This window comes from Dokdonella koreensis DS-123 (genome assembly GCF_001632775.1).
GTDB lineage: Bacteria > Pseudomonadota > Gammaproteobacteria > Xanthomonadales > Rhodanobacteraceae > Dokdonella > Dokdonella koreensis.
The window spans coordinates 3,327,217-3,348,141 of the sequence record NZ_CP015249.1 but is presented as its reverse complement, the minus strand read 5'-3'; the positions used below and the strand labels follow the sequence as shown (position 1 = coordinate 3,348,141).

The following is a 20,925-nucleotide window of genomic DNA, read 5'->3' as shown; positions in this document are numbered from 1 at the left end:
CGCATGGGATCCCGGCGGCGGCCCGGCGCGCGAGTGCGGGCTATTGCGCGGGCCGGCGGCCTGCTGTCCTAATGTGCCTCGCTCATCCCGATGCCACAGGTGGATTCATGTCGGTTTCTTTGCGCATAGCCGCGGCTCTGGCAGCCTGTCTCTTCAGTACTGTCTCTCTCGCCGATACGACGATCGAGGCGGTCGGTACCTGCCTGACCGACAGCACGACGGGCAAGGATCGCAAGGACCTCATCAAGTGGATTTTCGTGGCCGTGTCCAAGCATCCGGAGCTCAGCGAGCTCTCGTCGGTCACGCCGGAGGTCGAGGAGACCGTCAATCGCCGGCTCGGCGAGCTCTTCACGCGCCTGGTCGCCCAGGATTGCCCCACCGAGATCGCGGCCATGGTGAAGACACACGGCCCCAGCTCGCTGTCACAGCCGTTCGAGGTGCTCGGCAAGGTGGCGATGCAGGAACTCATGACGCATCCGAACGTCGCCGCCAGCCTGGCGGCGCTCGATCGCTATGTCGATCAATCGCGACTGGAGCCCGTGCTTCAGGGCAAGTGATGGACGTGCTCGTGTCCTACGCGGATCCGGCGACCGGTGAATGGGCGCTCGTCGGCACGCTGAGCTTCCCCGCGCTGACGCATGCCTGGCTGCACGAAGGACGTGCGCCGACGCCCGAAGAATCCCTGCCCAAGCGTGCGATCACGCTGCCGACCGGCGAGGCGATCGAGATCGGGCTGGTCCATGATGCGGCCACAGGTCAGACCAACCTGTTCGTCTTCGAGGCGGCCCAGCAGACGCTGCTGCTCATGGCCAGCGGCTTCCAGTGCGCGATCTTCCAGACCCGTCAGGGGCACGTGCTCCAGGTGGCGTCCGGGTAGGGCGCGGGCATGGGCCCGCCACGAGGACCGGTGCGGCCCGTCAGGGAAGACCTGGAAGTGCGCCGGCGAACGCTGAATGAACTCGAGTACGGGAGCGCGGAACCCACCCCGTCACGCAACGTCCTTTTCATCTGCACGCAGAACCGTCTGCGCAGCCCGACTGCAGAGCAGGTGTTCGCGGACTGGCCCGGCATCGAGACGCAGTCGGCGGGCCTTGGCAACGATGCGGGCAATCCGGTCTCACCGGAGCTTCTGGCGTGGTCGGATCTGATCTTTGTCATGGAAAAGGTCCACCGGGACAAGCTGTCGAAGAAATTCCGCTCGCATCTAAAAGGGCGGCGTGTCATTTGCCTGGATATCCCGGATGAGTACGACTACATGGATCCCGTGCTCGTCCAGTTGCTTCACGAGAAGGTCGTCCGGTTCCTGCCGGCGCGCTAGGGCGTGTCATCAATCCCCCGGCAGGTCGCGTTGGCCCTGGAAAGTCGTCAGGGGGTGTTGTGTGGCCCTGCGCCTGACTGGCCGTCAGGTCAAGCCGCGCAACGCACGCTGGCGGCTTTCCAGGGCCAACCCGTAGGGCCGCTCTTGCGTGCGCCCGGGACTGCGTCATCGTTCGGGCGTGGACCGACGTCCACTTCCTCCCTCTTCCTTGTCCCGGACGCACGCAAGAACGGCGCGGCCTACCGAGGGATTGATGACACGCCCTAGTCTCGTTCAACATGCTGGCCGCCGCGTGGCCTTGCCGGATGTTGGATGGGCCGACGTCCCATCTCGGGCAGTCGGGCCGAGGCCGTGCTGCGGAGTGGCGCGGCCATCCGGATCGACCGCTGCGCCGCATGGGGACTTTCGTTATCGTTTCGGCGTGCGGCACACGCCGCGCCGGCCGCCCAAGAGGACACCCATGGTCATTTCCGGCATCGTCGCCCAGCTGCGCACGACCGATCTGCCCGCATCGATCCGGTTCTACACCGAGGTACTCGGCTTCACCGTCGCCTTCCGGTACGAGGACTTCTATGCCGGCATCCGTGCGGGAAACCAGGTGTTCCACCTCAAGCAGGTCGACGCGCAGGATCCGTCCATCGCCTACGTGGTCGAGGAAGGGCACTTCCACCTGTACCTTGAGACGCGCGGCGTGATCGCCGCCGCGTCGGACTTGAAGGCCCGGGGCGTGGCCCTCGTGAAGGACGTCCACGAGACGCCGTGGGGAACGCGCGAGATCGTGCTGCACGACGACCAGGGCCATACGCTTTATCTCGGCGAACCGCTCTAGCCGTGCCGGCGGCGGTCCGGGCGAGTGGGGCGCCGGAGGCAGGCGGCACGCCGGTCGGCCGGGCATGGCCGGTCCAGGCCCCGTCTCGCGGCTACACTGACCGCTCGCGTCGGCAAAGGTGCGGCATGTACAGGCGTTTCACCTGTTTCATCGTGCTCGCGGCGCTGCTCACGGGCGCGCTTCCTGCAACGTCGGCGTCTGACGACGAGGCGTTGTTCGTGGTGATGGCACCCGAAGGGTTCGATGGACCGATCCGACGTTCGCTGGAGAGCGGGGGGCAGGTACTGGCCTACGTCAAGGACCGGCCGGCCGGTCAGGTCAGGACGCTCCTGCAGGTATCCACGTACGACGTCGGGGAGCGGTTGCGCGGGCTTTCCGAGTCCAGGCGGGAGGCTGTGACGGCACGGTATCTACTCCAGTTCCTGGAAGGCATCGCACGCAGCCGGGAGGCCTACGTCCAGACCTCCCCGGAAGCGACGGTGCTCGACGGGTTTCCTGCAGCGAAGGCGACGTGGTCGGGACGGGCCCGTGGCATCGATGTCCACGGTGTCATGTACGTCGTCATCATCGGAACGACGATTCTTCAGTTTCATACGCAAGATGCCGTATCGGCGCCCGCCTCCGACATGCGCGAGGCCGTGCAGGCCATCGAGCACGTCCGGCTCGATCGTGGCGACGGACGGTAGCGGGCCGGATCTCGTATCCGGATGCATGCCGCCACGCTGCAATTGCGCCCGACGGTATGCGATGCCATGCTCCGATGGCGCAGGCTCGCGACGGCGTAGGCACGCCCCGATCTGCGCGGCGGTACGGACCATTGGAGCGACGCGTGACGGACAACGTGCGGTACATCCACTTTCCCTGCCCGTGTTGCGGCGAGCGCCGCCTCACTGCCGTGGGCGCCTACGAGGTCTGCCCGGTCTGCGACTGGGAGGACGATCCGGCCCAATCGCAGGATCCGGACCTGGCCGGCGGCGCCAATGCGCCGAGCCTCAACCAGGCACGGGCACAGTGGGCCGAGAAAAATGCCTGACCGCTCGATGGCCCCCGGCCGCGTCATGCGAGTGGGTGCCATGGCGGTGGCCGTTCTCGTGTCCGGCTGTGCGTCCGATTCCCCCGCTCGGCGAGACCTCGATCCGGAGGTTTTCGGCGTAATCAGACAGGATGGCAAGGGTACGCCGAACGGCCGCAGCGACAGCGGCCAGCCTTTTGTTTCGCTCGGTTCGGCTACGACCGATGCCAGCTATGGCTATACGGCGAAAAATCCGATCAAGCTGGGCGGCGTGGGCGAAGGGGAGGGACCGCAGCGCGAACGGCTGTTCCTGAGCTCCCTGAGGGGACCTGGCGGCGAGCCGATCGCGTACGAGCGCCTGGGTTCGTGCTGTCCCATCGAAAGCGAAAACGGGTTCGACGGTTGGGCGATGCTCGACAAGTTCGAGCTGCGGATCGACGGCCATGCCGAGCCACGGTATCTGTACATCAGCATCTACGACGAGGATGCCGTAGGCGTGCCGTTCGGTCTTTCGTCGCGCCGAGAAGACGATCGATGAAGCGCCGGTGTGCCCGCCACCTCTTCACATCGGGGAGTGGCGCTGCCACATCGTTAGGCGTGCTTGCCGAGCCCGGCCGGTCGCCCGACGACGAGCGCTCATGAGAGCGGCACCTGGCTGGCGGCCTTGCTGGCTTCCCTGACGCGCGCTCGCGGGTTGCGACCTGTGCGGGAATGCTGTTCCCCAGCGTGTCGCTTCGTCGTCCGGCAGGTTCGAAGTCCCGTGAACGTGTTGGCACCGCTGCCGCCGGGCAGCCCGCCGAGTCGGGCTGCCCGGAAGGCCGGATCGGCACGTCAGTTCGGGCCGGCCGACTCGAAATCGTGCGCAAAGATCCGGTCGGCCGGTACGCCCGGTACCCATTCGATCGCGCCGATGTCGGTGGCCGCGCCGGCCGTGCGCGGGAACGCCGGCCCGCGCTGGTCGAAATCGAAGCTGCCCGCGTCGCCCGCATCGATCGCCGGGCTGCTGTCGGCGAGTGCGTGGGTCGGTGTGGGCCCGCCGTTGTCGGCGAGCGGCTGCAGCAGCGGATCGGCGTCGAGCGTATCGGCCGGCACCAGGACGGCGGCGCTCGCCGCACCGATCAGGTTGTGCCCGCCGGTGACGGCGATGGTGTCGACGTGGCCGGTGCCCCAGTCGCTGAGGACGCCGAGGTCGGCGCGGGCACCGGTGTCGTTGCGCGCATTGCCGTAGAGGATGCTGCTCGCCACGTCGATCGTCCTCGTGACGGCTTCGTCGGACTGGTGCCAGACGCCGCCGCTGCCTTCGAGCAGGAAGCCGGTCGAGCCGAAGTTCTCGAATGCCTCCGCGACCTTGTTCCCGAACACCGTGCTGTTGCGCAGCGTGAACCCATGGGTCTGCCACGAGCCGAGGCCGCCGGCGCCCCAGGTCGCGAAGTTCATCGAGAGCGTGCTGTTGCCGACATACACGCTCGGGATCCGCGTGGTGTCGTAGAGCTGCTGGATGTGGATGCCGCCGTTGAACGCGCTGTTGGCGACGTTGTTGCGGATGGTCGAGCCGATGACGGTGAGGTCGCCGTCGTGGACCGCGATGCCGGCACCGACCCGGATCTGCGGGACCAGGCTGTCGGGAAGAGGCGAGAGGGTGTTGTTCCGGATCAGGCTGTCGACGATCAGGACATTGCCCGAATGGGTCCAGATGCCGGCGCCGGCCACGACGGCCCGGCCCTCGACGGTGTTGTCCGAGAACTCGCTGCGGATCACGGTCAGGTCGCCGCCCTGGACGCGCAGGCCCGCCGCCATCGCGCCGCCGATGGTCGAGCTGGTCGCCAGGTGGTTGCCCGAGATCGTGCTGTCGATGATCGTGGCGCCACCGTAGACCAGCGCACCGCCGCCGAAGGTCAGGTAGTTGGTGGTGGCCGACGTCGTGCGGGTGATGCGGCTGCCGGTCATCGTCAGGTCGCCGCGCACCAGGGCGCCGGCGACGCGCTGCGCGTGGCAGCTGTCGATGGTGGCGTCGGTGAGGACCAGATCGCCGTACGCGAAGACGCAACCGCCCATGGTGCCGTGCTGGTTGCGGCCGTTGACGATCGACACGCCGTTCAAGGACAGCATGCCGGGGACCTCCTCGCCGCCGGCGTGGACCAGCACGGTCGCCGCGTCGTTGCCGGAAATCGCCAGCCGGTCGGCGCCCGGCCCGTTGATCGTCAGTTCCTCGACCTCGGCGACCAGGGTGCCGGTCGTCAGCGTGATGACGCTGCAGGCCAGCTGGGTCAGGTCGATGGCGTCGCCGCTGACCGCCGTATCGATCGCCGCGCGCAGCGATCCGGGACCGGCATCGGCACAGGTGGTGACCGGTACGACGGCCGCACCGCGCGCCGGCGGCAGCGGGTGGCGCCGTGGCGGCTGGCCGGCCGGCCGGAAGCCGGCCGGGGCGGTCCGCGCCATGACGCGATCGACGACCGTCGCCAGGTCCGCAGGCAGGTGGTCGCAAGCGGCGGTCTGTACCGCGAGGCCGTGCAGCGGTCCGCAGCCGGCGCCGTCCGGCAGCACGCCATGAGCCGACGCCGCCAGGTTGCCTGTCGCCAGCAGGACGCCGGCGATGCACGCCGGCAGGGCTTTGAATCGGAGACGCGGCGCTTCCGGCGGAGGCGGACAGATGCCGCGGGCGGCAGGTGGACGGTGGTTAGACATGGTGGACCCCTCTCCTCGATGCATTCGTTCTGGTTATGTGTGGTGTGCCGAGCGACAAAAATTGTCGAACGGCCCGCACAGCGATGACAGGGCGGCGAGGCGCCGGGGGGCTTCCATTTCGATGCCGAATCGATGCCGGACCGCTTACGGACGGGGTCGGCGCCTTCCGGTGGGGCTTGATTCGGCAGGATTTTGATCGGTCGTCGGGCACGCGGGCGACGGCGCGGATCGGGCCGGCGAGGCGAAGGTGTGCCTATGGGCGGCGCAGTACATCCGTTGCATGCGCGGTCGCTTCGGCCGAGGCCGGTTCGCGCAAGGCTGCCGGTAGCAGCCGCTCGCCGGCGAGATCCACCGCCCAGGCGCGGGCTTCTCGCAAGGCATCGCCGTGATCGCCCAGCGCCAGGTAGAGTTGGGCCTGCAGCACGGCGCAGCCGTAGTCGCCGGATGCCCAGCGTGCGGTCTTTCCGACGATCGTGATCGCCCGCTGCAGGTCGCCGCGGGCGATCAAGACGTTGCCATAGGACTGTGCGACTTCGGCGATCAAGGACGGTATGCCGAGTGCATCGGCCTTGGCCATCGCGTCTTCGTAATGCCGGTAGGCGGCGGACGGGTCGCGCGGATCGGCAGCGGCCTGTTCCGCCCGCACCAGCGAGATCAGCGACTGACCCTCGTGGGGGCCAGTCGCCGCCCAGCGCAGGAACGCATCGGCCTCCAGGGCGGCGCGGGCGGGATCCGCCGCCCGCTGGGCGCGTATCAGCAGGAGCCAGGCATCGGCGCGCAAGCTCCAGTATCGGTCCATCCCTTCCAAGCCGGCGACGGCACGGCGCGCCTGGTCTTCCGCGCGCGCGTACTGTTCCTGGGCGTAGTCGATCTGTCCCAGCAGGCCGTGGCCCACCGACTGGAACAGTGCCGCTTCGGGATCCTCCCGCATCTCGATCAGCCGGTCGGCCAGCAGGCGTGCCTCGGTCAATCGGCCGGTCGCCGTCAGCGCGTGCAGGCGCCAGAGGTTGAAGTGCGCCAGGACGCCGCTGTCATTGAGACTGCGACCCGGGCGCAGTGCCGTATCGCTGGCCGCCAGCGCATCGACCGGCTTCATGCGCATCAGCTGGGCCTGGGTCAGGTTGGCGCTCGTGCTGATTTCCTCGTTGAGGAAGCCGGCGCGGCGGAAGGCCGATGCCGCCTGCTCCAGTTGCGGTATCGCGCTGTCGAGGCGTCCGCGATCCATGTTCAGCGTGCCTTCGTTGGCTTCGATCCAGGCGATCGACAGGAGATCGCCCGCCAGGCGGAAGTGGACGCGCGCGCGAGCGAAGTCCTCCGCGGCTTCGGCCTGGCGCCGCAGCAGTGCCAGGCTTCCGCCGCGCCCGGTCAGTACGCGCGCCAGCAGGATCGGCTTGGGATGGGACTGCAGCATCGTGACCGCCTGGCTGAACCACATGACCGAGGCGTCCAGCTGGCCGACGCGCTGCGTGGCGATGCCGAGCAGGTTCAGCGCCTGCACCCGCAGGTTCAGGCGGGTTTCCGCGGGCAGTTCGGCCAGCACGGCAGTCAGCGTCGTGACCGCGTCGTCGAACCGGCCGGCGCGGATGTCGATCTGCGCCTGGCGCATGCGGATCTCCGGCGAGCCGCGCAGCGCCGGCGTCGCCTGTGCCAGCAGCTCTCGCGCCTGCTCCAGGTCGTCGGTTAGCCGGGCCGCCTCCAGGCGCTGGAGCAGTTCGTCCAGCGGTACCTCGCGATCGGCCAGGGCGTCCCGCGGCACCGCGGTGCCCTGCAGGTCCAGCAACAGGTCGGCGATCCGGCGGCCTGCCGTGATCGCATCCGCGGCGCGTGCCTCGACCGCGCGCTCAGTGCCATCCTGGACCTGCCAGGACGCGCGCAGCAGCCAGCCGTCGGCATCACGGCGTGCCACCGACCTGACCGTGATGCCGCCACCCGTCGCTGCCAGAAGTTTCTCGCTGTCGAGGGCGGCACTGCCGTTGGCGCCCAGCAGCCGCACGACACTGTCGCTGGGAGCGACGGTCAGACCACCGTCGCGCAGGCGGTTGGACAGCAGATCCATCAGGCCCAGCCGCAGCCAGGCGTCGTCGCCCTGGCCGTCCACGTCCACAGGCAGGACGACGACCGCCGACATGTCGCCGGAAGCCGGTGCCGTCTCCGCCCCGGGCGGTACCCGATGGCGGATCCAGGACACGCCGGCCACGGCCATGATCGTCAGCAGCACGGCCATTGCGACGGCCCGGCCCACCCGTTGTCGACGTTGCCGCGACGGGTCGGTGCGCGGCGGATCCTCGCCGTCGCGCAGTACCTCCACCGGCCCCACCCAGTGATAGCCGAATCTCGGAATCGTCCTGACGAACATCTGGGCTTCGGCGGTATCACCGATCGCGCGCCTGACCGCGAGGATCGTCTTGACCAGCACGGCCTCGCCGATGTCGGCCTTGCCCCATACGGCGGCCAGCAGTTCGTCGCGGCCGATGGCGCGGTCGCGGTGCTGGATCAGGTAGGTCAGGCAGTCGAAGATCCGGGGCGACAGGTCGATCCGCACGCCGTCCCGGCGAAACTCGCGCGCGGCCACACGCAGGCTGCAGGTGCCGAAGCGGTAGGATGCGGTGGTCATCTTCTCCTTCATCGGCCTTGGCACCCGGGTCGGCGCGCGCTGTGCGGCAACTATCTTGGCATGAAGGCGAGGTGCGCGCTGTCGCGCGTCGGCCGTGCGTGCGGCGTCGCAGCGCGGCGATGGGCGAAACACAGGCGTCGCGTCGACGCGGTGCCGTTCGCGATCGGGTTCTTCCGGATGCCCGCTGCGCCGGGCGTCGCGCAGGTTCTGCGCTACGGCAGCGGCATCACGATATCGGGCAAGGCGTCGAGCGTGACCTTCGGGTTGGCCTTGACCAGTTTGTCGTCGAGCTCGATCTCGAGCACGCGCGCGCCGGGCGGGATGTCGGTCAGCGTCACGTTCTCGCGCCGGTACGCGCTAGCCGGTATCGAGGCCAGGCGCCGCTCGCCGGCGGCGGCCTGGATGTGCACGGCCGGCTCCGCCGGATCGGGTGCCTTCCACAGCAGCAGCACGCCCTTGATCTTCGGCGCCATGAAACGCATGACGCCGGCCTCGCGGCGGATCGCGGCGTTCAGTTGCATCGCACCGGCCTGCAGGCCGGCATAGTCCAGTTCGCGCGTGGTCGGCGGCTTGACGGTGAAGGTGACCCCGAGCGTGGCCTTGCCCTTGGGCACGTTGATCGTCAGCGGCGTCGCCGCGTCGGCGCCGGCCAGGGCCGGTGGCAGCGTCACGCAGCCCTGGTCGTCGAGAGGCAGCGTCACCGGCGCGCCGCCGGCGGGCGTCGCGACCAGGCGGATCGCCTCGCGACCGATCGCCGGATCGCTCGACCGGATCAGCACGCAGCCCTGGATCGCGTCGAAGTCGCGGGTCACCGCAGCGACTTTCTCGCTCATCTCGAGCAGCTGCGAGTAGCCGTCCTCGATCGTGCGGTCGGCAGCAGCCGTGGCCGCGGGTGCGAGGCAGGTCACGGCCAACAGCGCGATCGCTGCGCGTGCCGCGGACGAAGCAGGCTGGGAGGTGCGTGGGGTCATCGGAGATCCTGGCCGGTCGGTCGCCGTATCAAACCACAGCCGGCCGATCCGCGCAGGCCGTGGTGCAGCGTCGCTTCCGGCCTGCACCGCGCAGGTCATTTTGCGCGGTGCGCGCGAAGGTGCATGATCGCCCTGCGCCGAGCGCGCGGGGGGAGGTCGGGGGAACCGAGGTGGAGCGGGCCCGGCCGTTCGCGCGCGCAGGTGCCGGTGTGGCCGCAGACCCGCGGCCTGCCGGTGGTGTCGATCCCGTTCCTTTCACCCGTCCGGAGCGTCTCATGAACCAAGCCGATTCGTTGGGCAAGCTCGTCTTGCGTGTGGTCCTGGGTCTTCTCGTGCTGCTGCACGGCATCAGCAAGCTGACCGGCGGTGTCGGCTTCGTCGCGCAGATGGTGCAGGCGGCCGGCCTGCCGGCCTTCTTCGCCTACGGTGTCTACATCGGCGAGGTTCTCGCGCCACTGATGCTGATCACCGGTTTCTACGCGCGGATCGGTGCTGCGATCATCGCGATCAACATGCTCGTCGCGATCGCGCTGGTGCATACCGGCGAACTGCTCGCGCTCAACGCGACCGGCGGCTGGGCGCTGGAGCTGCAGGGCATGTTCCTGTTCAGCGCGATCGCCGTGATGCTGATGGGACCCGGACGCTTCGCGATCAACGCCAAGTAGGCGCGGTGCGGCAAGGGCGGGGCGGCATTGCCGCCTCGCCCCGGACCCGATCGGAACCTCGCAGGCATCGAGGCCCCGCCGCTGGCCGGCGGGGCCGTCGTGTCAGTGCGTGTGCGGCACGCCGGACTTCGGGCAATGGCACGGCGCGGTCGGGCCGTACTCGATGCCGAACGTGCGGCCTTCGCGATGGCGCTGCCAGTAGAACGTCGGCGCCGGGCGGTTCTTGCCGCCGACCTCGGCCATGTCGGCATCGACGTCGAACACGCGGCCGTTGACGGCGACGTAGCGGGTGTCGATCGTCGCGCGGATGTCCTCCAAGGGATTGGTGTTGAGCACCACGAAGTCCGCGCGCTTGCCCGCCTCCAGCGAGCCGATCTGCTTGGACAGGCCGATCAGGTCGGCACCGTCGATCGTCGCCGCGCGCAGCGCCTCGAACGGCGTGAAGCCGCCCTGCGTCAGCGACCAGGTCTCCCAGTTGGCCGACAGGCCCTGCAGCTGGCCGTGGCCGCCGACGGTGATCTTGACACCGGCATCACGCAGCGCCTTGGCGGCCTTGGCCACTTCCACGTGGTAGTAGTCCCAGTCCGGCGCGGTCTCGCGGCGGATCGAGCGGGCGTCGAGCGTCTCGCGCGGGAAGAAGCGGTTGAGCTTCTTGTCCTCCCAGACGTTGTCGCGCGCGTACCACCAGTACTCGCCGCTCAGGCCGCCGTAGCTGACGACCAGGGTCGGCGTGTTGCGCACGTCGGTCTCCTTCCACAGGTTGATGACGTCGGCGTAGAGCGGCGCGACCGGCAGGTTGTGCTCGACGCTGGTGACGCCGTCCAGGACCATCGTCATGTTGTGGTTGAAGGTGGAGCCGCCTTCCTCCACCACCAGCATGCCCAACTCGCGCGCGGCCTGGTTGATCTGCTGGCGCTGGTCGCGGCGCGGCTGGTTGTAGCTTTTGACGCTGAAGGCGCCGTTGGCCTTCATGCGGCGCAGGTGCGCGCGCGCATCGTCGATCGAATTGACCACCGCCTTGAAGTCGCCGTCGGCGCCGTAGAGGATCGTGCCGGTGGAGTAGATGCGCGGGCCCACCATCAGGCCGGCCTTGACCAGCTCGGACTGCGAGAACACCGTCTCGGTGGTCGCCGACGGGTCGTGCGTGGTCGTGATGCCGAACGCCAGGTTGGTGTAGTAGGCCCAGTTCTGCTGCGGCACCACGCCGCTGGTGAAGTGGTTCACGTGCGCGTGGACGTCCACGTAGCCGGGGACGATCGTCTTGCCGGCCACGTCGATCACGCGCGCGCCGGCGGGAACGGCCACGCGGCCGGCCGCGCCGATCGCGGTGATCGTGTCGCCCTCGACCACCAGCACGCCGTCCTCGATGACCTCCTGCGCGTGCTCGGCGTCGCGCATCGTGACGATGCGCGCACCAGTGAACGCGAACACGTCGGTGGGCCGGTCGACCGGCGCGGCCAGGCCGATGTCGACGCCGGCATCGCTGCCGGGCTTGGGCAGTTCCTTCGGCGCGCCCGGCACGAAGGCGAAGCTGTCCTTGAGCGCGCGCGAGTGGTAGGTGCGCCCGACCATCCAGTGCAGCGAGGCCGAGTCGGCCGACCAGTGCAGGTACGAGCCGACGTCCTTGCTGACCGCGGTCACCGGGATCGCCTTGGTGTCCTTGTTGAGCTCGATGCTGCCGCCGGTCTGCGGCAGCGGTGCCACGTAGGCGTTGAACAGCTCGGTGAACGCCACCCAGCGTCCGTCCGGGCTGACGCTGACGAAGTCCACGTACTTGAGGTCGAACACGTCGCGCGGCTCGCTGCCGTCGATGCCGATGCTCTGCAGCTTCTTCTTGAGGCCGCCGCCGGTCAGGTAGAGCACGCGCGTGCCGTCGGCCGTGAACTGCGGGTCGCCGCCGTTCCTGGCGATGCGGCGCGCCTCGCCGCCGGCCGCCGGCATCACGTAGATGCCGCCTTCGCCGGAGTTGAGGTTGCCGGTCAGCGAAGAGCCCGAGGTCTTGGCGTAGACGACGCGCGCGCCGTCGCGCGAGTACCTCGGGCCGTAGAAGAAGCCCGGCGCGGTGGTCAGCCGGCGCGTCTGGCCGCTGGCCAGGTCACGCTCGACGATCGCGCCCTGGTCGGCGTCGCTCCAGGTGGTGTAGAGCAGCTTGCGGCCGTCGGCGCTGAAGCTCGGCTGGTACTCGAACGCCGCCGCGTCCTGGGTCAGGCGCTGGGGCGCGCCGCTCGGCAGCGCGCGCGTCCACAGGTGGCCGAGCGCGTGGAAGACCACGGTCCTGCCGTCCGGGCTGGTGGCCACGTCGCGGATCATCTTCGGCTGGAAGCTGCCCGCCTCGATCGTCTGCTCGAAACGCAGCGGCGCGGCCAGGCGCTGCTCGACCTCGGCCTTGAAGGCGATCGGCGCCGGCGTGCCGCTGGCGGCGTCCACGCGCCAGAGCTTGCCCTTGGCCCAGATCACCAGCTGCTTGGAGTCGGGCGTCCAGGCGTAGTTGGCGTACGGGCCGAAGATCGCCCAGGCCTCCTGCAGGTCGTGCGAGAGGCCGTCCCACAGCGGGCGCGCCTCGCCGCTGGTCAGGTCCTGCACGTACAGCACGCTTTTCTCACGCACGCGCTTGACGAAGGCCAGCGTCTTGCCGTCCGGCGAGGGCTGCGGGCGCACCGCGCCGCCGGCGCTGTCGACGATCGTCTCGGTCTCGCCGGTCTGGCGGTCCAGCCGCTTGATCGCGTAGATCGTGTCGTGCGGGTTCTTGTTGTACTGGAAGAACGGACCCTGGGTGACGTCCTCGGAGTAGTACACGTAGCGCCCGTCGCGGCTGACGGCCGGCTCGCCGAGGTCCTGCTGGTCGTTCTTCTGCTTGGTCAGCTGCAGGCCGGCGCCGCCGGTCTTGTGGTACAGCCACAGCTCGCCGGCGCCGAGCGAGCGCTGGCCGGTGAAGTGCTTGCGGCCGACCAGGTACTCGCCGTCCGGCGTCCAGGCCGGGTTGTTGAGCAGGCGGAAGTCCTCCTTGGTGACCTGGGTCGGCGTGCCGCCGCCCACCGGCATGCGCCAGAGGTTGTTGCCGCCGCCGCGATCGGAGGTGTAGGCCAGTTCGCGGCCGTCCGGCGAGAAGCGCGGCTGCACGTCCCAGGCCGGGCCGGTGGTCAGGCGCCGCGCGGTGCCGCCGTCGATCGGCAGCAGGTAGAGGTCGCCGAGCAGGCTGAAGGCGATCGTCCGGCCGTCGGGGCTGACGTCCAGGTCCAGCCAGGTGCCTTCCTCGACGGTGAAGCGCACGGTCTTGACCGGCCCGTGGGCCGCGTCGACATCCCACTTCGGTTCGTCCTTCTTCTTTTCCGCAGCGAAGGCGAGGGTGGCGATGGTGCAGGAGAGGGCGAGAATCAGCGGTCGACGCAACGGCATGGGCAGGTCCCGGCATCCGATGGAAACCGCCGATGCTACGGCATCGGTGGGGGCACCGGCCCGGGACGAAAGTCCCGGCCGCCGCGCGGCGATCTCGCGTGCGGCGGGGTCACGCGCTAAGTTAGCGTGATGCGACCCATCGAATACCGATTCGGCGACTTCCGGCTGGCGCCGGCCTCGCGCGAGCTGTGGCGCGGCGACGCGGCCGTGGTCGCGCCACGGCGCGTCTTCGACTGCCTGGCCTACCTGATCGAGCACCGCGACCGCGCGGTCGGGCGCGACGAGCTGGTCGCGGCCGTCTGGGGGCGCGTGGACGTCTCCGACGTGCAGCTCGGCCAGATCGTCGTGCGCGCGCGCCGCGCGGTCGACGACGACGGCGTCGCCCAGCAGGCGATCCGCACGATCCAGGGCTTCGGCTACCGCTGGGTCGCCGACACCGAGATCGGCGACGCCGGCCGGCCCGAACCCGTACCGGCCGCCGCGCCGCCGGAGGCGGTGCCCGCCGCCGCCGCACCGACCGCGGCGGACCGGCCGGCCGGCGCCGTCGCCCCGCTGCGCCAGCGGCACCGCGGCCGCTGGCTGGTGCTGGCCCTCCTCGCCGTGGTGCTGGCCGGCGCGGCCCTGCTCTGGCGTGCCCGCATGGCGCCGGAGCCGCTGCCGGCCGTCGCCGGTGCCGCCACCGCGCTGGTGCTGCCGCTGGACGCCGGCGGCCGCTCCAGCGAGGGCTGGGTGCGGCTGGGCGGCATGGACCTGGTGGCCGACCGCCTGCGCACCGGCGGCCTGGCGGTGCCGACCAGCGAGAGCGTGCTGGCCGTGCTGCAGGCGGCCGGTGACGACCGCAAGGCGCAGGCACAGGCGCTGCAGCGTGCGTTCGGCATCCGCTGGATCGTGCGCGGCACCGCCAGCCGCACCGAGACCGGCTGGCGCTTCGTGCTGAGCGCCGAGGCAGCCGACGGTGCGGTCGTCTCGGCCGAGGGCCAGCGCGAGGATGCCGTCGCCGCCGCGCGCGCCGCCGCCGATACGCTGCTGGCCGCGCTCGGCCACGCGCCGCCGGCCGACGCCACCGGCGACGACAGCGCGCAGGAGGCCTGGCGGCGCGCCCGCGCCGCCCTGCTGGCCAACCAGAACGCGATGGCCCGCGAGATCCTCAGCCAGTCGGCCGCGCTGGCGCGCACGCCGCTGGAGCTGCGCTACCGGCTGGCCCAGGTGGACTACCGCGAAGGCAAGCTCGACGAAGTCGACAGCGGCCTCACCGCCGTGCTCGCGGAACTCGCGCCGGGCAGCGATGCGCTGCTGCGCACGCGCGTGCTGATCACCCGTGCCGGCTCGCGGGCCCGCCGCGGCGATTTCGCCGCCGCGCTGACCGACTACGACGCCGCGCTCGCGGCGCTGCCGGCCGAAGGCGCCGTGCTCGAGCGCGGCCAGGCGCTGTCGGGCCGCGGCAGCTCGCTGATCCCGGGGCACCGCTATGCCGATGCGCTGGCGGCGATGGGCGAGGCGCGCGTGCACCTGGCCGCCGCCGGCGACAGCTTCGGCATGGCCCGCATCGACGCCAACCTCGGCATGCTCGAGCTGTATCGCGGCCGGCCGGCCGCCGCGCTGGAGTACCTGGCCACCGCCACCGAACACCTGCAGGCGCTGGGCGCGCTGCACGAGTGGCAGATCGCCGTGACCGGCCTGGTGCAGGCGCGCCTGGCGCTGCTGCAGTACGCCGAGGCACGTGCCGCCGCCGACCAGGGCTGGGCGGTGCGCGAGCGCATGACCGATCCGGGCCAGCTCATCGACATCACGCTCAACCGCGCCCAGGTACTGCTCGCCGCCGGCGACCTGCGCGGGGCCGAGCGGCTGCTGGCCGATCCGCTGATCGACCGTGCGGTCAACCCGGTGCTGGCCACGCGCGCGCTGGCGTTGCAGGCCGACCTCGCCCTGCAGGCCGGGCGCTGGGACAGTGCCGCGCGCCTGGCCGAGCGCGCGCTGGCCACCTGGCCGGCCAGCGGTGCCGACGGCGAGCGCGACTTCGTCGCGCTGATCGCGCAGCGCGCCCTGCTGGCGGCCGGGCACGGCGACCGCGCCGCGGCCGTGTTCGACCGCACCGGCGCGCCGCCCGCGCCGGTCGAACCGATGCCGGGCCAGGTGCCCGGCCGGCTCGCGCGCGCCGAATGGCGGCAGGCGCAAGGCGACGCGGCCGCCGCCGCGGAGTTCCGTGCCGCCCTGCAACTGGCCGAGCGCGGCGGCGTACCGGCGGACCTGGCCCTGGTCGCCGCCAGCTACGTGCCGTACCTGCTCGACCAGGGCGACCTGGACGGCGCACGCGCCGTCGCCGGCCGCGTCGCGCCATGGGCGGCCCGTGATTTCGACTGCGCGCTGGTGCAGCTGCGCCTGTTCCATGCGCTCGGCCAGGGCGAGGCCTGGGCCGCGGCGCTGCGCCAGGCGCTGGACCTGGCCGGCCAGCGGCCGGTCCCCGACGGGCTGCGCGTCCCGCCGCCGCCGGTCGCCGGCAGCGGCGCCTCGCCGATCGGTTGAGGGCGCGGGTAAGCTGCCGTGTCGGCAGGCGTCCGTGGCGTGCCCGCAGCGGCCGAAATCCGCGTCGTTCGAAAAGGTGTCGCCGGTTTCAGCCGGGCGGTGTGTCCAGACGGCGGAGGATGTCGGTCGCCTGGAATACGCGCCCCCATTGGCGCTCGTTGACGAGACTGACGATGCCCGCTGCGAGCAGGTTGTTGAGCGCCGCGTTGGCGGCCGGTTGCGAAACGCCCAGTCCTTCGACCGCCTGCTGCACCGAGAGCACCGGATGACCGAGCAGCAACCGCGGCAGGCGACGCGTGGCCGAATGCGAGCGGTAGCCGGAAAGCTGTTGCTCCCAGCGCTCGGCGATCGCGACCAGATCCTGCGCGATGGAAATCGACTCGTTGCACGATTCCACGATCGCCTCGGTCAGCAGCTGGAGCCAGGGAGCCCAGTCGCCACGCAGCTGGATGCGGGCAAGCGACGCGTAGTAGGCGGTCTTGGCGCGCAGCAGGGCGCCGGACAGATACAGCGGCGGGTAGCCTTCCGAGGCCAACAGCAGCGGCAACAACAATCGACCGGTGCGACCGTTGCCATCGTGATACGGGTGGATGGTTTCGAACTGGGCATGGGCGATCGCGATCTGCGCCACGAGCGTCAGCTCACCTTGTTCGTCCTCTCGCGATGCGTATTGCAGGATGCTGGTGGCCATTTCCTCCATGCATCCGGGCACCTGCTCCGGCGGCGCGGGCACGAAGGTCGCGTCCTCGATCCTGAGGGTGGGGCCGATCCAGACTTGCTCGGTTCGATAGGCGCCGACCGGAAAGTGAGAGGCATCGTCCTGCATCAGTCGCTCATGCAGTTCGTGGATCAGGCGAAGATCCAGCGCCGCGCGGCCTTCTGCACGGATGCGTGCCAGTCCGTGCTGCAGCGCGATCACATAGCGCTCCGTCACCTTGACGTCCGGAGTCATGCCGCCGATGCCTTGCGTTGCCTCGTACGTGAGCAGTTCCGGCAGGCTCGCCTTGGTGCCCTCGATCTGCGAACTAGAGACCGCTTCCCGCCGGGCGAGCGTGCGGGTCACCATGTCCGCATTCGGGATGTGCGCCATCGCGCCTTGCATGCGGCCCAAGGCCGCGTGGGCTCGCGCGAACGCAGCCTGCTGCAGAGCGCCATGGGGAAGGCCGCGCGGAGTAGGCGGTGCGACCAGTGCGTGCGCGTGCGGATAACCGGTAGCGGGCACGAGGTACTTTTGACGGTCAGGGGCGATCTGATCTCGGCGCATGCGAAGCCGCTCTGGTCTGGTTGGCTCTCATGAAGACGACGCCTCTCAAGAAGCCTACAGCTGAAACCTTATAAAAACCACAAGCTTCTATAGGTTTGGCAGAAACTTTATAGAGTCGAGGGCGCATTAAAAGGATTCGCGGACCATTCACGCCGTCGTGTCATCGCGGGGGCCGCGATGTATCCCATTGCCTGCGAGCACGCCTGTTTCGCGGATGGAGCACCGATGGAATGCCTCGCGGCGACGGCAGCGCAAGACTGTCGGGACGCCGCGCCGGCACGTCCGGCCGGCGTCCCGTCCTGGCCTAGGAGCCTGCGCTGATGAAGCCGTGCCGTTTCGTTCTCGCCCGCCGTGTCCTGATCGGCCTCGGCCTGGCCTGCCTGCCGCTCCTGGCCGCGGCGGCCCGCATCGAGGAACTGCCGCTACCGCCGGAGGGCGGCACCGCCGGCGTCTCCAACATCGCCGCCGACGGCACCGTGGTCGGCACGCTGTGGCCGGTGGGACAGGTGCTGCGCTGGCGGCCGGGGCAGGCGCCGGAGAACCTCGGCGGCGACACCTTCACGCTGGAGAACGTGATCCCGCTGATCTCGGCCGACGGCGCGACGATCGTCGCTTCGCATTATTTCTGGACCCAGGGCTCGGACGTGCCGGAGGCCGCCCCGGCGATCTGGAGCGGCACCGCATGGCAGCGCATCGGCGGCCTGGTGCTGGGCGACGCCACGCCGTTCGGCCTCGCCGACGACGGCAGCGCGCTGGCCGGCGCCGCCTACCCGGCCGAGCCGCCGCCGCCCGGCGGCTTCGTGGCACTGCAGCCGTGGACCTGGACCGAGGCCGGCGGCCAGGTGCCGCTGGACCTGCCGGCCGGGCATGCCGGCGGCCAGGCCTGGGCGGTTTCCCCCGGCGCGCTGCACGCCGCCGGCTTCGTCTTCGAGGCGACCGGCGGCGCCCGCTACGGCACGCGCTGGGACGGCACCACCGCGCAGTTGATCCTCGACGCCGGCGGCAGCCGCGTCGGCCAGGCGATCGCCTGCAACAGCGACTGTTCGGTGATCGTCGGCGCCGGCATCGACGGCGCCAGCGGCTCGCCGCAGGCCTGGCGCTGGACCGCGGCGACCGGCGTCACCTACCTCGGCACCGTCGCCGGTGCGCTGCCCGATGCCAAGTACTACGCCTTCGACACCAACCAGGACGGCACACTCATCGTCGGCTCGTACTACACGATCGACCCGTTGTTCGGGCCGTCCAACCGCGGCTTCGTCTGGCAGGCCGACGGCGGTATCGAGGACGTCGTGGATTTCCTCGCCGACCGCGGCATCGACTACGGCAGCGGCTTCGGTGACCTCGTCGTCAACGCGATGACGCGCGACGGCGCCAAGCTGCTGCTGAACGGCATGGACGGCGACTTCCAGCGCCGTCGTGCGGTCGTGCACCTGGACGGCGAGGCGATCTTCGCCGACGGCTTCGAGCCCTGATCGAGGCGGGGCGGCGGCAGTGCATGCCGCCGTCGCGGCCGCTCAGCCGGCGTAGCGCCGGCGCAGGAACGCGAAGTACGCGCGCAGGCCCTGTGCCTCGCCGCCACGCGGGCGGCCGGGCTTGTCGCCGTCGTTCCACGAATACACGTCCAGGTGGCACCACGGCAGTGTTTCGGGCACGAAGCGCTCCAGGTACAGCGCCGCGGTGATCGCGCCGGCATGGCGCGAGGGACCGGCATTGGCCAGGTCCGCGATGTGCGAGTCGAGCATCGTCAGGTACGGCCGCCACAGCGGCAGGCGCCACAGCGGATCCTGCGTCGCCTGCGCCGCCTCGAGCAGGCCGGCGGCGATGTCCTCGCGGTTGGCGAACAGCACCGGCAGGTCCGGGCCCAGCGCGATGCGTGCCGCGCCGGTCAGCGTGGCGAAGTCCAGTACCAGGTCGGGTTTTTGCTCGGCCGCCAGGGCCAGCGCGTCGCATAGCACCAGGCGCCCCTCGGCGTCGGTGTTGTCGATCTCGACGCTGAGGCCCGCGCGCGTCGTGATGACCTCGCCCGGCCGGAACGCATTGCCGGACACCGCGTTCTCCACCGCCGGCACCAGCAGCGTCAGGCGCACCGGCAGGCGCTGGTCGAGCACCAGGCCGGCCAGCGCGATCGCGTGCGCGGCGCCGCCCATGTCCTTCTTCATCCAGCGCATGCCGTCGGCGGGCTTGAGGTCCAGGCCGCCGGTGTCGAAGCACACGCCCTTGCCGACCAGCACCAGGTGCGGCGCATCGGCCGGCCCGTGCGTGAGCATCGCCAGGCGCGGCTCGCGGCCCGGCGCGGCGGCACGGCCGACGGCGTGGATGGTCGGGAAGTTGTTGGCCAGCAGGTCCTCGCCGACCCATTCCTGGTAGCGGCCGCCGTGGCGGCCGGCGAGGTCGCGCACCGCCGCGGCCAGGTCGGCGGGGCCCATGTGCTCGGTCGGCGTGTTGATCAGGTCGCGCACCTGGGTCGCCGCGGCGACGAACGGCGCGACGCGCGCCTGCGTGGCCGCATCGACCACCAGCCGCGCCGGCGCGCGCGGCGCGCTGCGGTAGCGTGTGAAGCGGTAGGCACCCAGTGCCCAGCCGAGCGCCACCGCGTCGCCGTCCAGGTCGATGCCGCGCGGGTCCAGCGCGTAGTCGCCGGCCGGCAGCCGCGGCGGCAGCGAGGCCAGCGCGTACAGGCCGTCGGTCGGCCGGCAGCCGGCCAGCACGGCCGTGACGGCGCCGTCGGTCCCCGGCAGGCCGAGGAACTGGCCCGGCTGCGCGGCGAAGGCGTTGCCCTCGCACCAGCGCCGCACCTCGGCACCGAGGCGGTCGAGCAGGGCGGGCAGCGCCGCGCCATCCACGGCGATCAGCGGGATCGGCTGGGGCGCCGCAGCGGGAGCAATCCAGGCAGTCATCGGAAGTGTCTCGTCAGGAAACGGGTCGGGTCAGGACGCGGGCCGCTGCGCTTCGATCCAGCCGGCGAGCGCGTCCAGGTCGGGGAAATCGAGGTCCGGTGCATCGGCATCGTGCCAGGCGAGGCGGTCGCGGTTGATCCAGGCCGCGTGCATGCCGACGGCACGCGCGCCGGCCACGTCCAGCGCCGGATCGTCGCCCACGTGCAGCACCTGGTTCGGCGACAGGCCCAGCCGCTCACAGGCGTGCAGGAAGATCGCCGGGTCGGGCTTGGCGACACCGACCTCGCGCGCGGTCACGCTGAAGCGGAAATGCCGGTGCAGGCCGATGCGCGCCAGGTCGGCGTTGCCGTTGGACAGCGACGCCAGCGGCAGCTGCCGCGCCAGCCGCGCCAGCGCGGACTCGGTATCGGCGTAGCAGTCCACGCGGTTGCGCTCGTCCTGATAGATCGCATAGGCCGCCTCCACCCAGTCCTCGCCGAGGCCGAACGGCGCAAACGCGCGCCGCAGGGTCAGCTTGCGCTGGATGGTGTAGTCGTGCGCGTACTGCGGATGCTCGCGCGTGACCTCTTCGCGCAGCTGGCGCATCGCCTCGATCGGCCAGGCGGCGGCCACGGCGGGGCAGTGTGCGTGCAGCCAGGCATCCACCCGCTGCTCCACGCGCGCCATGACCGGCGCGATCGGCCACAGCGTGTCGTCCAGGTCCAGCGTGATCGCGCGGATGTCCACGTCGCGGATGCCTGTCTCGCCG

At 70.6% G+C, this 20,925-nt stretch carries 17 protein-coding genes; 10 read left to right on the top strand and 7 right to left on the bottom strand.

The window, feature by feature from the left end:
- Positions 1 to 107 precede the first annotated feature (107 nt).
- The 7 genes from I596_RS13680 (at position 108) to I596_RS13650 (ending at position 3,697) form a co-directional block, all read left to right on the top strand.
- Positions 108 to 557 (top strand): hypothetical protein, encoded by a 450-nt coding sequence (locus tag I596_RS13680; RefSeq protein WP_067649040.1) that lies wholly within the window; start codon positions 108 to 110, stop codon positions 555 to 557.
- An 11-nt stretch (positions 558 to 568) separates the two neighbouring features.
- Positions 569 to 877, top strand: coding sequence for a hypothetical protein (locus I596_RS13675; protein ID WP_150132168.1), 309 nt, complete (start codon positions 569 to 571; stop codon positions 875 to 877).
- A 72-nt stretch (positions 878 to 949) separates the two neighbouring features.
- Complete coding sequence (locus I596_RS13670) at positions 950 to 1,318, top strand: low molecular weight protein tyrosine phosphatase family protein (protein ID WP_067651985.1); 369 nt, start codon at positions 950 to 952, stop codon at positions 1,316 to 1,318.
- Positions 1,319 to 1,778: 460 nt separating this feature from the next.
- The gene (locus I596_RS18795) at positions 1,779 to 2,147 is read left to right on the top strand and encodes a VOC family protein (RefSeq protein ID WP_067649034.1); all 369 of its coding nucleotides are present in this window, start codon (positions 1,779 to 1,781) and stop codon (positions 2,145 to 2,147) included.
- A 125-nt stretch (positions 2,148 to 2,272) separates the two neighbouring features.
- Entirely contained in the window at positions 2,273 to 2,833 is a 561-nt protein-coding gene (locus I596_RS13660) for a hypothetical protein (protein WP_067649031.1), read from the top strand.
- Positions 2,834 to 2,976: 143 nt separating this feature from the next.
- Entirely contained in the window at positions 2,977 to 3,180 is a 204-nt protein-coding gene (locus I596_RS13655; RefSeq protein WP_083965581.1) for a CPCC family cysteine-rich protein, read from the top strand.
- A complete protein-coding gene (locus tag I596_RS13650) occupies positions 3,173 to 3,697 on the top strand; it encodes a hypothetical protein (RefSeq protein WP_150132165.1) in 525 nt (174 codons plus the stop codon). Before I596_RS13655 ends, I596_RS13650 begins: the two co-directional genes overlap by 8 nt.
- Before the next feature lie 293 nt (positions 3,698 to 3,990).
- Here the strand turns inward: I596_RS13650 and I596_RS13645 are convergent, their stop codons facing one another.
- The 3 genes from I596_RS13645 to I596_RS13635 all read right to left on the bottom strand — a co-directional run bounded on the left by I596_RS13645 (position 3,991) and on the right by I596_RS13635 (position 9,432).
- Positions 3,991 to 5,847 carry a right-handed parallel beta-helix repeat-containing protein gene (locus tag I596_RS13645; protein ID WP_150132164.1) on the bottom strand — a complete coding sequence of 619 codons (1,857 nt, stop codon included), beginning with the start codon at positions 5,845 to 5,847 and terminating at the stop codon, positions 3,991 to 3,993.
- 253 nt (positions 5,848 to 6,100) lie between these two features.
- The gene (locus I596_RS13640; RefSeq protein ID WP_150132163.1) at positions 6,101 to 8,593 is read right to left on the bottom strand and encodes a winged helix-turn-helix domain-containing protein; all 2,493 of its coding nucleotides are present in this window, start codon (positions 8,591 to 8,593) and stop codon (positions 6,101 to 6,103) included.
- An 80-nt stretch (positions 8,594 to 8,673) separates the two neighbouring features.
- Complete coding sequence (locus tag I596_RS13635) at positions 8,674 to 9,432, bottom strand: hypothetical protein (RefSeq protein ID WP_150132162.1); 759 nt, start codon at positions 9,430 to 9,432, stop codon at positions 8,674 to 8,676.
- Between the two features lie 275 nt (positions 9,433 to 9,707).
- Here I596_RS13635 and I596_RS13630 point away from each other — a divergent pair, with 275 nt between their 5' ends.
- Positions 9,708 to 10,097 (top strand): DoxX family protein, encoded by a 390-nt coding sequence (locus tag I596_RS13630; protein WP_067649019.1) that lies wholly within the window; start codon positions 9,708 to 9,710, stop codon positions 10,095 to 10,097.
- A 102-nt stretch (positions 10,098 to 10,199) separates the two neighbouring features.
- Here I596_RS13630 and I596_RS13625 read toward each other — a convergent pair whose 3' ends face one another.
- Complete coding sequence (locus I596_RS13625; protein WP_067649016.1) at positions 10,200 to 13,493, bottom strand: amidohydrolase family protein; 3,294 nt, start codon at positions 13,491 to 13,493, stop codon at positions 10,200 to 10,202.
- A gap of 129 nt (positions 13,494 to 13,622) precedes the next feature.
- Between I596_RS13625 and I596_RS13620 the strand changes: the two genes are divergently transcribed.
- Complete coding sequence (locus tag I596_RS13620) at positions 13,623 to 16,016, top strand: winged helix-turn-helix domain-containing protein (RefSeq protein WP_067649013.1); 2,394 nt, start codon at positions 13,623 to 13,625, stop codon at positions 16,014 to 16,016.
- Between the two features lie 88 nt (positions 16,017 to 16,104).
- Here I596_RS13620 and I596_RS13615 read toward each other — a convergent pair whose 3' ends face one another.
- Positions 16,105 to 17,280 (bottom strand): Fic family protein, encoded by a 1,176-nt coding sequence (locus tag I596_RS13615; RefSeq protein ID WP_067649009.1) that lies wholly within the window; start codon positions 17,278 to 17,280, stop codon positions 16,105 to 16,107.
- 320 nt (positions 17,281 to 17,600) lie between these two features.
- Here I596_RS13615 and I596_RS13610 point away from each other — a divergent pair, with 320 nt between their 5' ends.
- Positions 17,601 to 18,752 (top strand): hypothetical protein, encoded by a 1,152-nt coding sequence (locus I596_RS13610; RefSeq protein WP_067649006.1) that lies wholly within the window; start codon positions 17,601 to 17,603, stop codon positions 18,750 to 18,752.
- Between the two features lie 42 nt (positions 18,753 to 18,794).
- On the opposite strand, the gene I596_RS13605 is transcribed toward I596_RS13610, so the two are convergent.
- Both I596_RS13605 and I596_RS13600 read right to left on the bottom strand, forming a co-directional pair.
- Positions 18,795 to 20,177, bottom strand: a complete 1,383-nt coding sequence (locus I596_RS13605) for a leucyl aminopeptidase family protein (RefSeq protein WP_067649003.1) — start codon at positions 20,175 to 20,177, stop codon at positions 18,795 to 18,797.
- A 30-nt stretch (positions 20,178 to 20,207) separates the two neighbouring features.
- Complete coding sequence (locus tag I596_RS13600) at positions 20,208 to 20,912, bottom strand: HAD family hydrolase (protein ID WP_425478809.1); 705 nt, start codon at positions 20,910 to 20,912, stop codon at positions 20,208 to 20,210.
- Between the last annotated feature and the right edge of the window lie 13 nt (positions 20,913 to 20,925).

Coding starts and splice junctions, on each gene's coding strand:
- I596_RS13630 (WP_067649019.1), top strand. CDS start 9,708: ATGAACCAAGCCGATTCGTTGGGCAAGCTCGTCTTGCGTGTGGTCCTG.
- I596_RS13625 (WP_067649016.1), bottom strand. CDS start 13,493: ATGCCGTTGCGTCGACCGCTGATTCTCGCCCTCTCCTGCACCATCGCC.
- I596_RS13605 (WP_067649003.1), bottom strand. CDS start 20,177: ATGACTGCCTGGATTGCTCCCGCTGCGGCGCCCCAGCCGATCCCGCTG.
- I596_RS13680 (WP_067649040.1), top strand. CDS start 108: ATGTCGGTTTCTTTGCGCATAGCCGCGGCTCTGGCAGCCTGTCTCTTC.
- I596_RS18795 (WP_067649034.1), top strand. CDS start 1,779: ATGGTCATTTCCGGCATCGTCGCCCAGCTGCGCACGACCGATCTGCCC.
- I596_RS13635 (WP_150132162.1), bottom strand. CDS start 9,432: ATGACCCCACGCACCTCCCAGCCTGCTTCGTCCGCGGCACGCGCAGCG.
- I596_RS13615 (WP_067649009.1), bottom strand. CDS start 17,280: ATGCGCCGAGATCAGATCGCCCCTGACCGTCAAAAGTACCTCGTGCCC.
- I596_RS13610 (WP_067649006.1), top strand. CDS start 17,601: ATGAAGCCGTGCCGTTTCGTTCTCGCCCGCCGTGTCCTGATCGGCCTC.
- I596_RS13650 (WP_150132165.1), top strand. CDS start 3,173: ATGCCTGACCGCTCGATGGCCCCCGGCCGCGTCATGCGAGTGGGTGCC.
- I596_RS13620 (WP_067649013.1), top strand. CDS start 13,623: ATGCGACCCATCGAATACCGATTCGGCGACTTCCGGCTGGCGCCGGCC.
- I596_RS13645 (WP_150132164.1), bottom strand. CDS start 5,847: ATGTCTAACCACCGTCCACCTGCCGCCCGCGGCATCTGTCCGCCTCCG.
- I596_RS13660 (WP_067649031.1), top strand. CDS start 2,273: ATGTACAGGCGTTTCACCTGTTTCATCGTGCTCGCGGCGCTGCTCACG.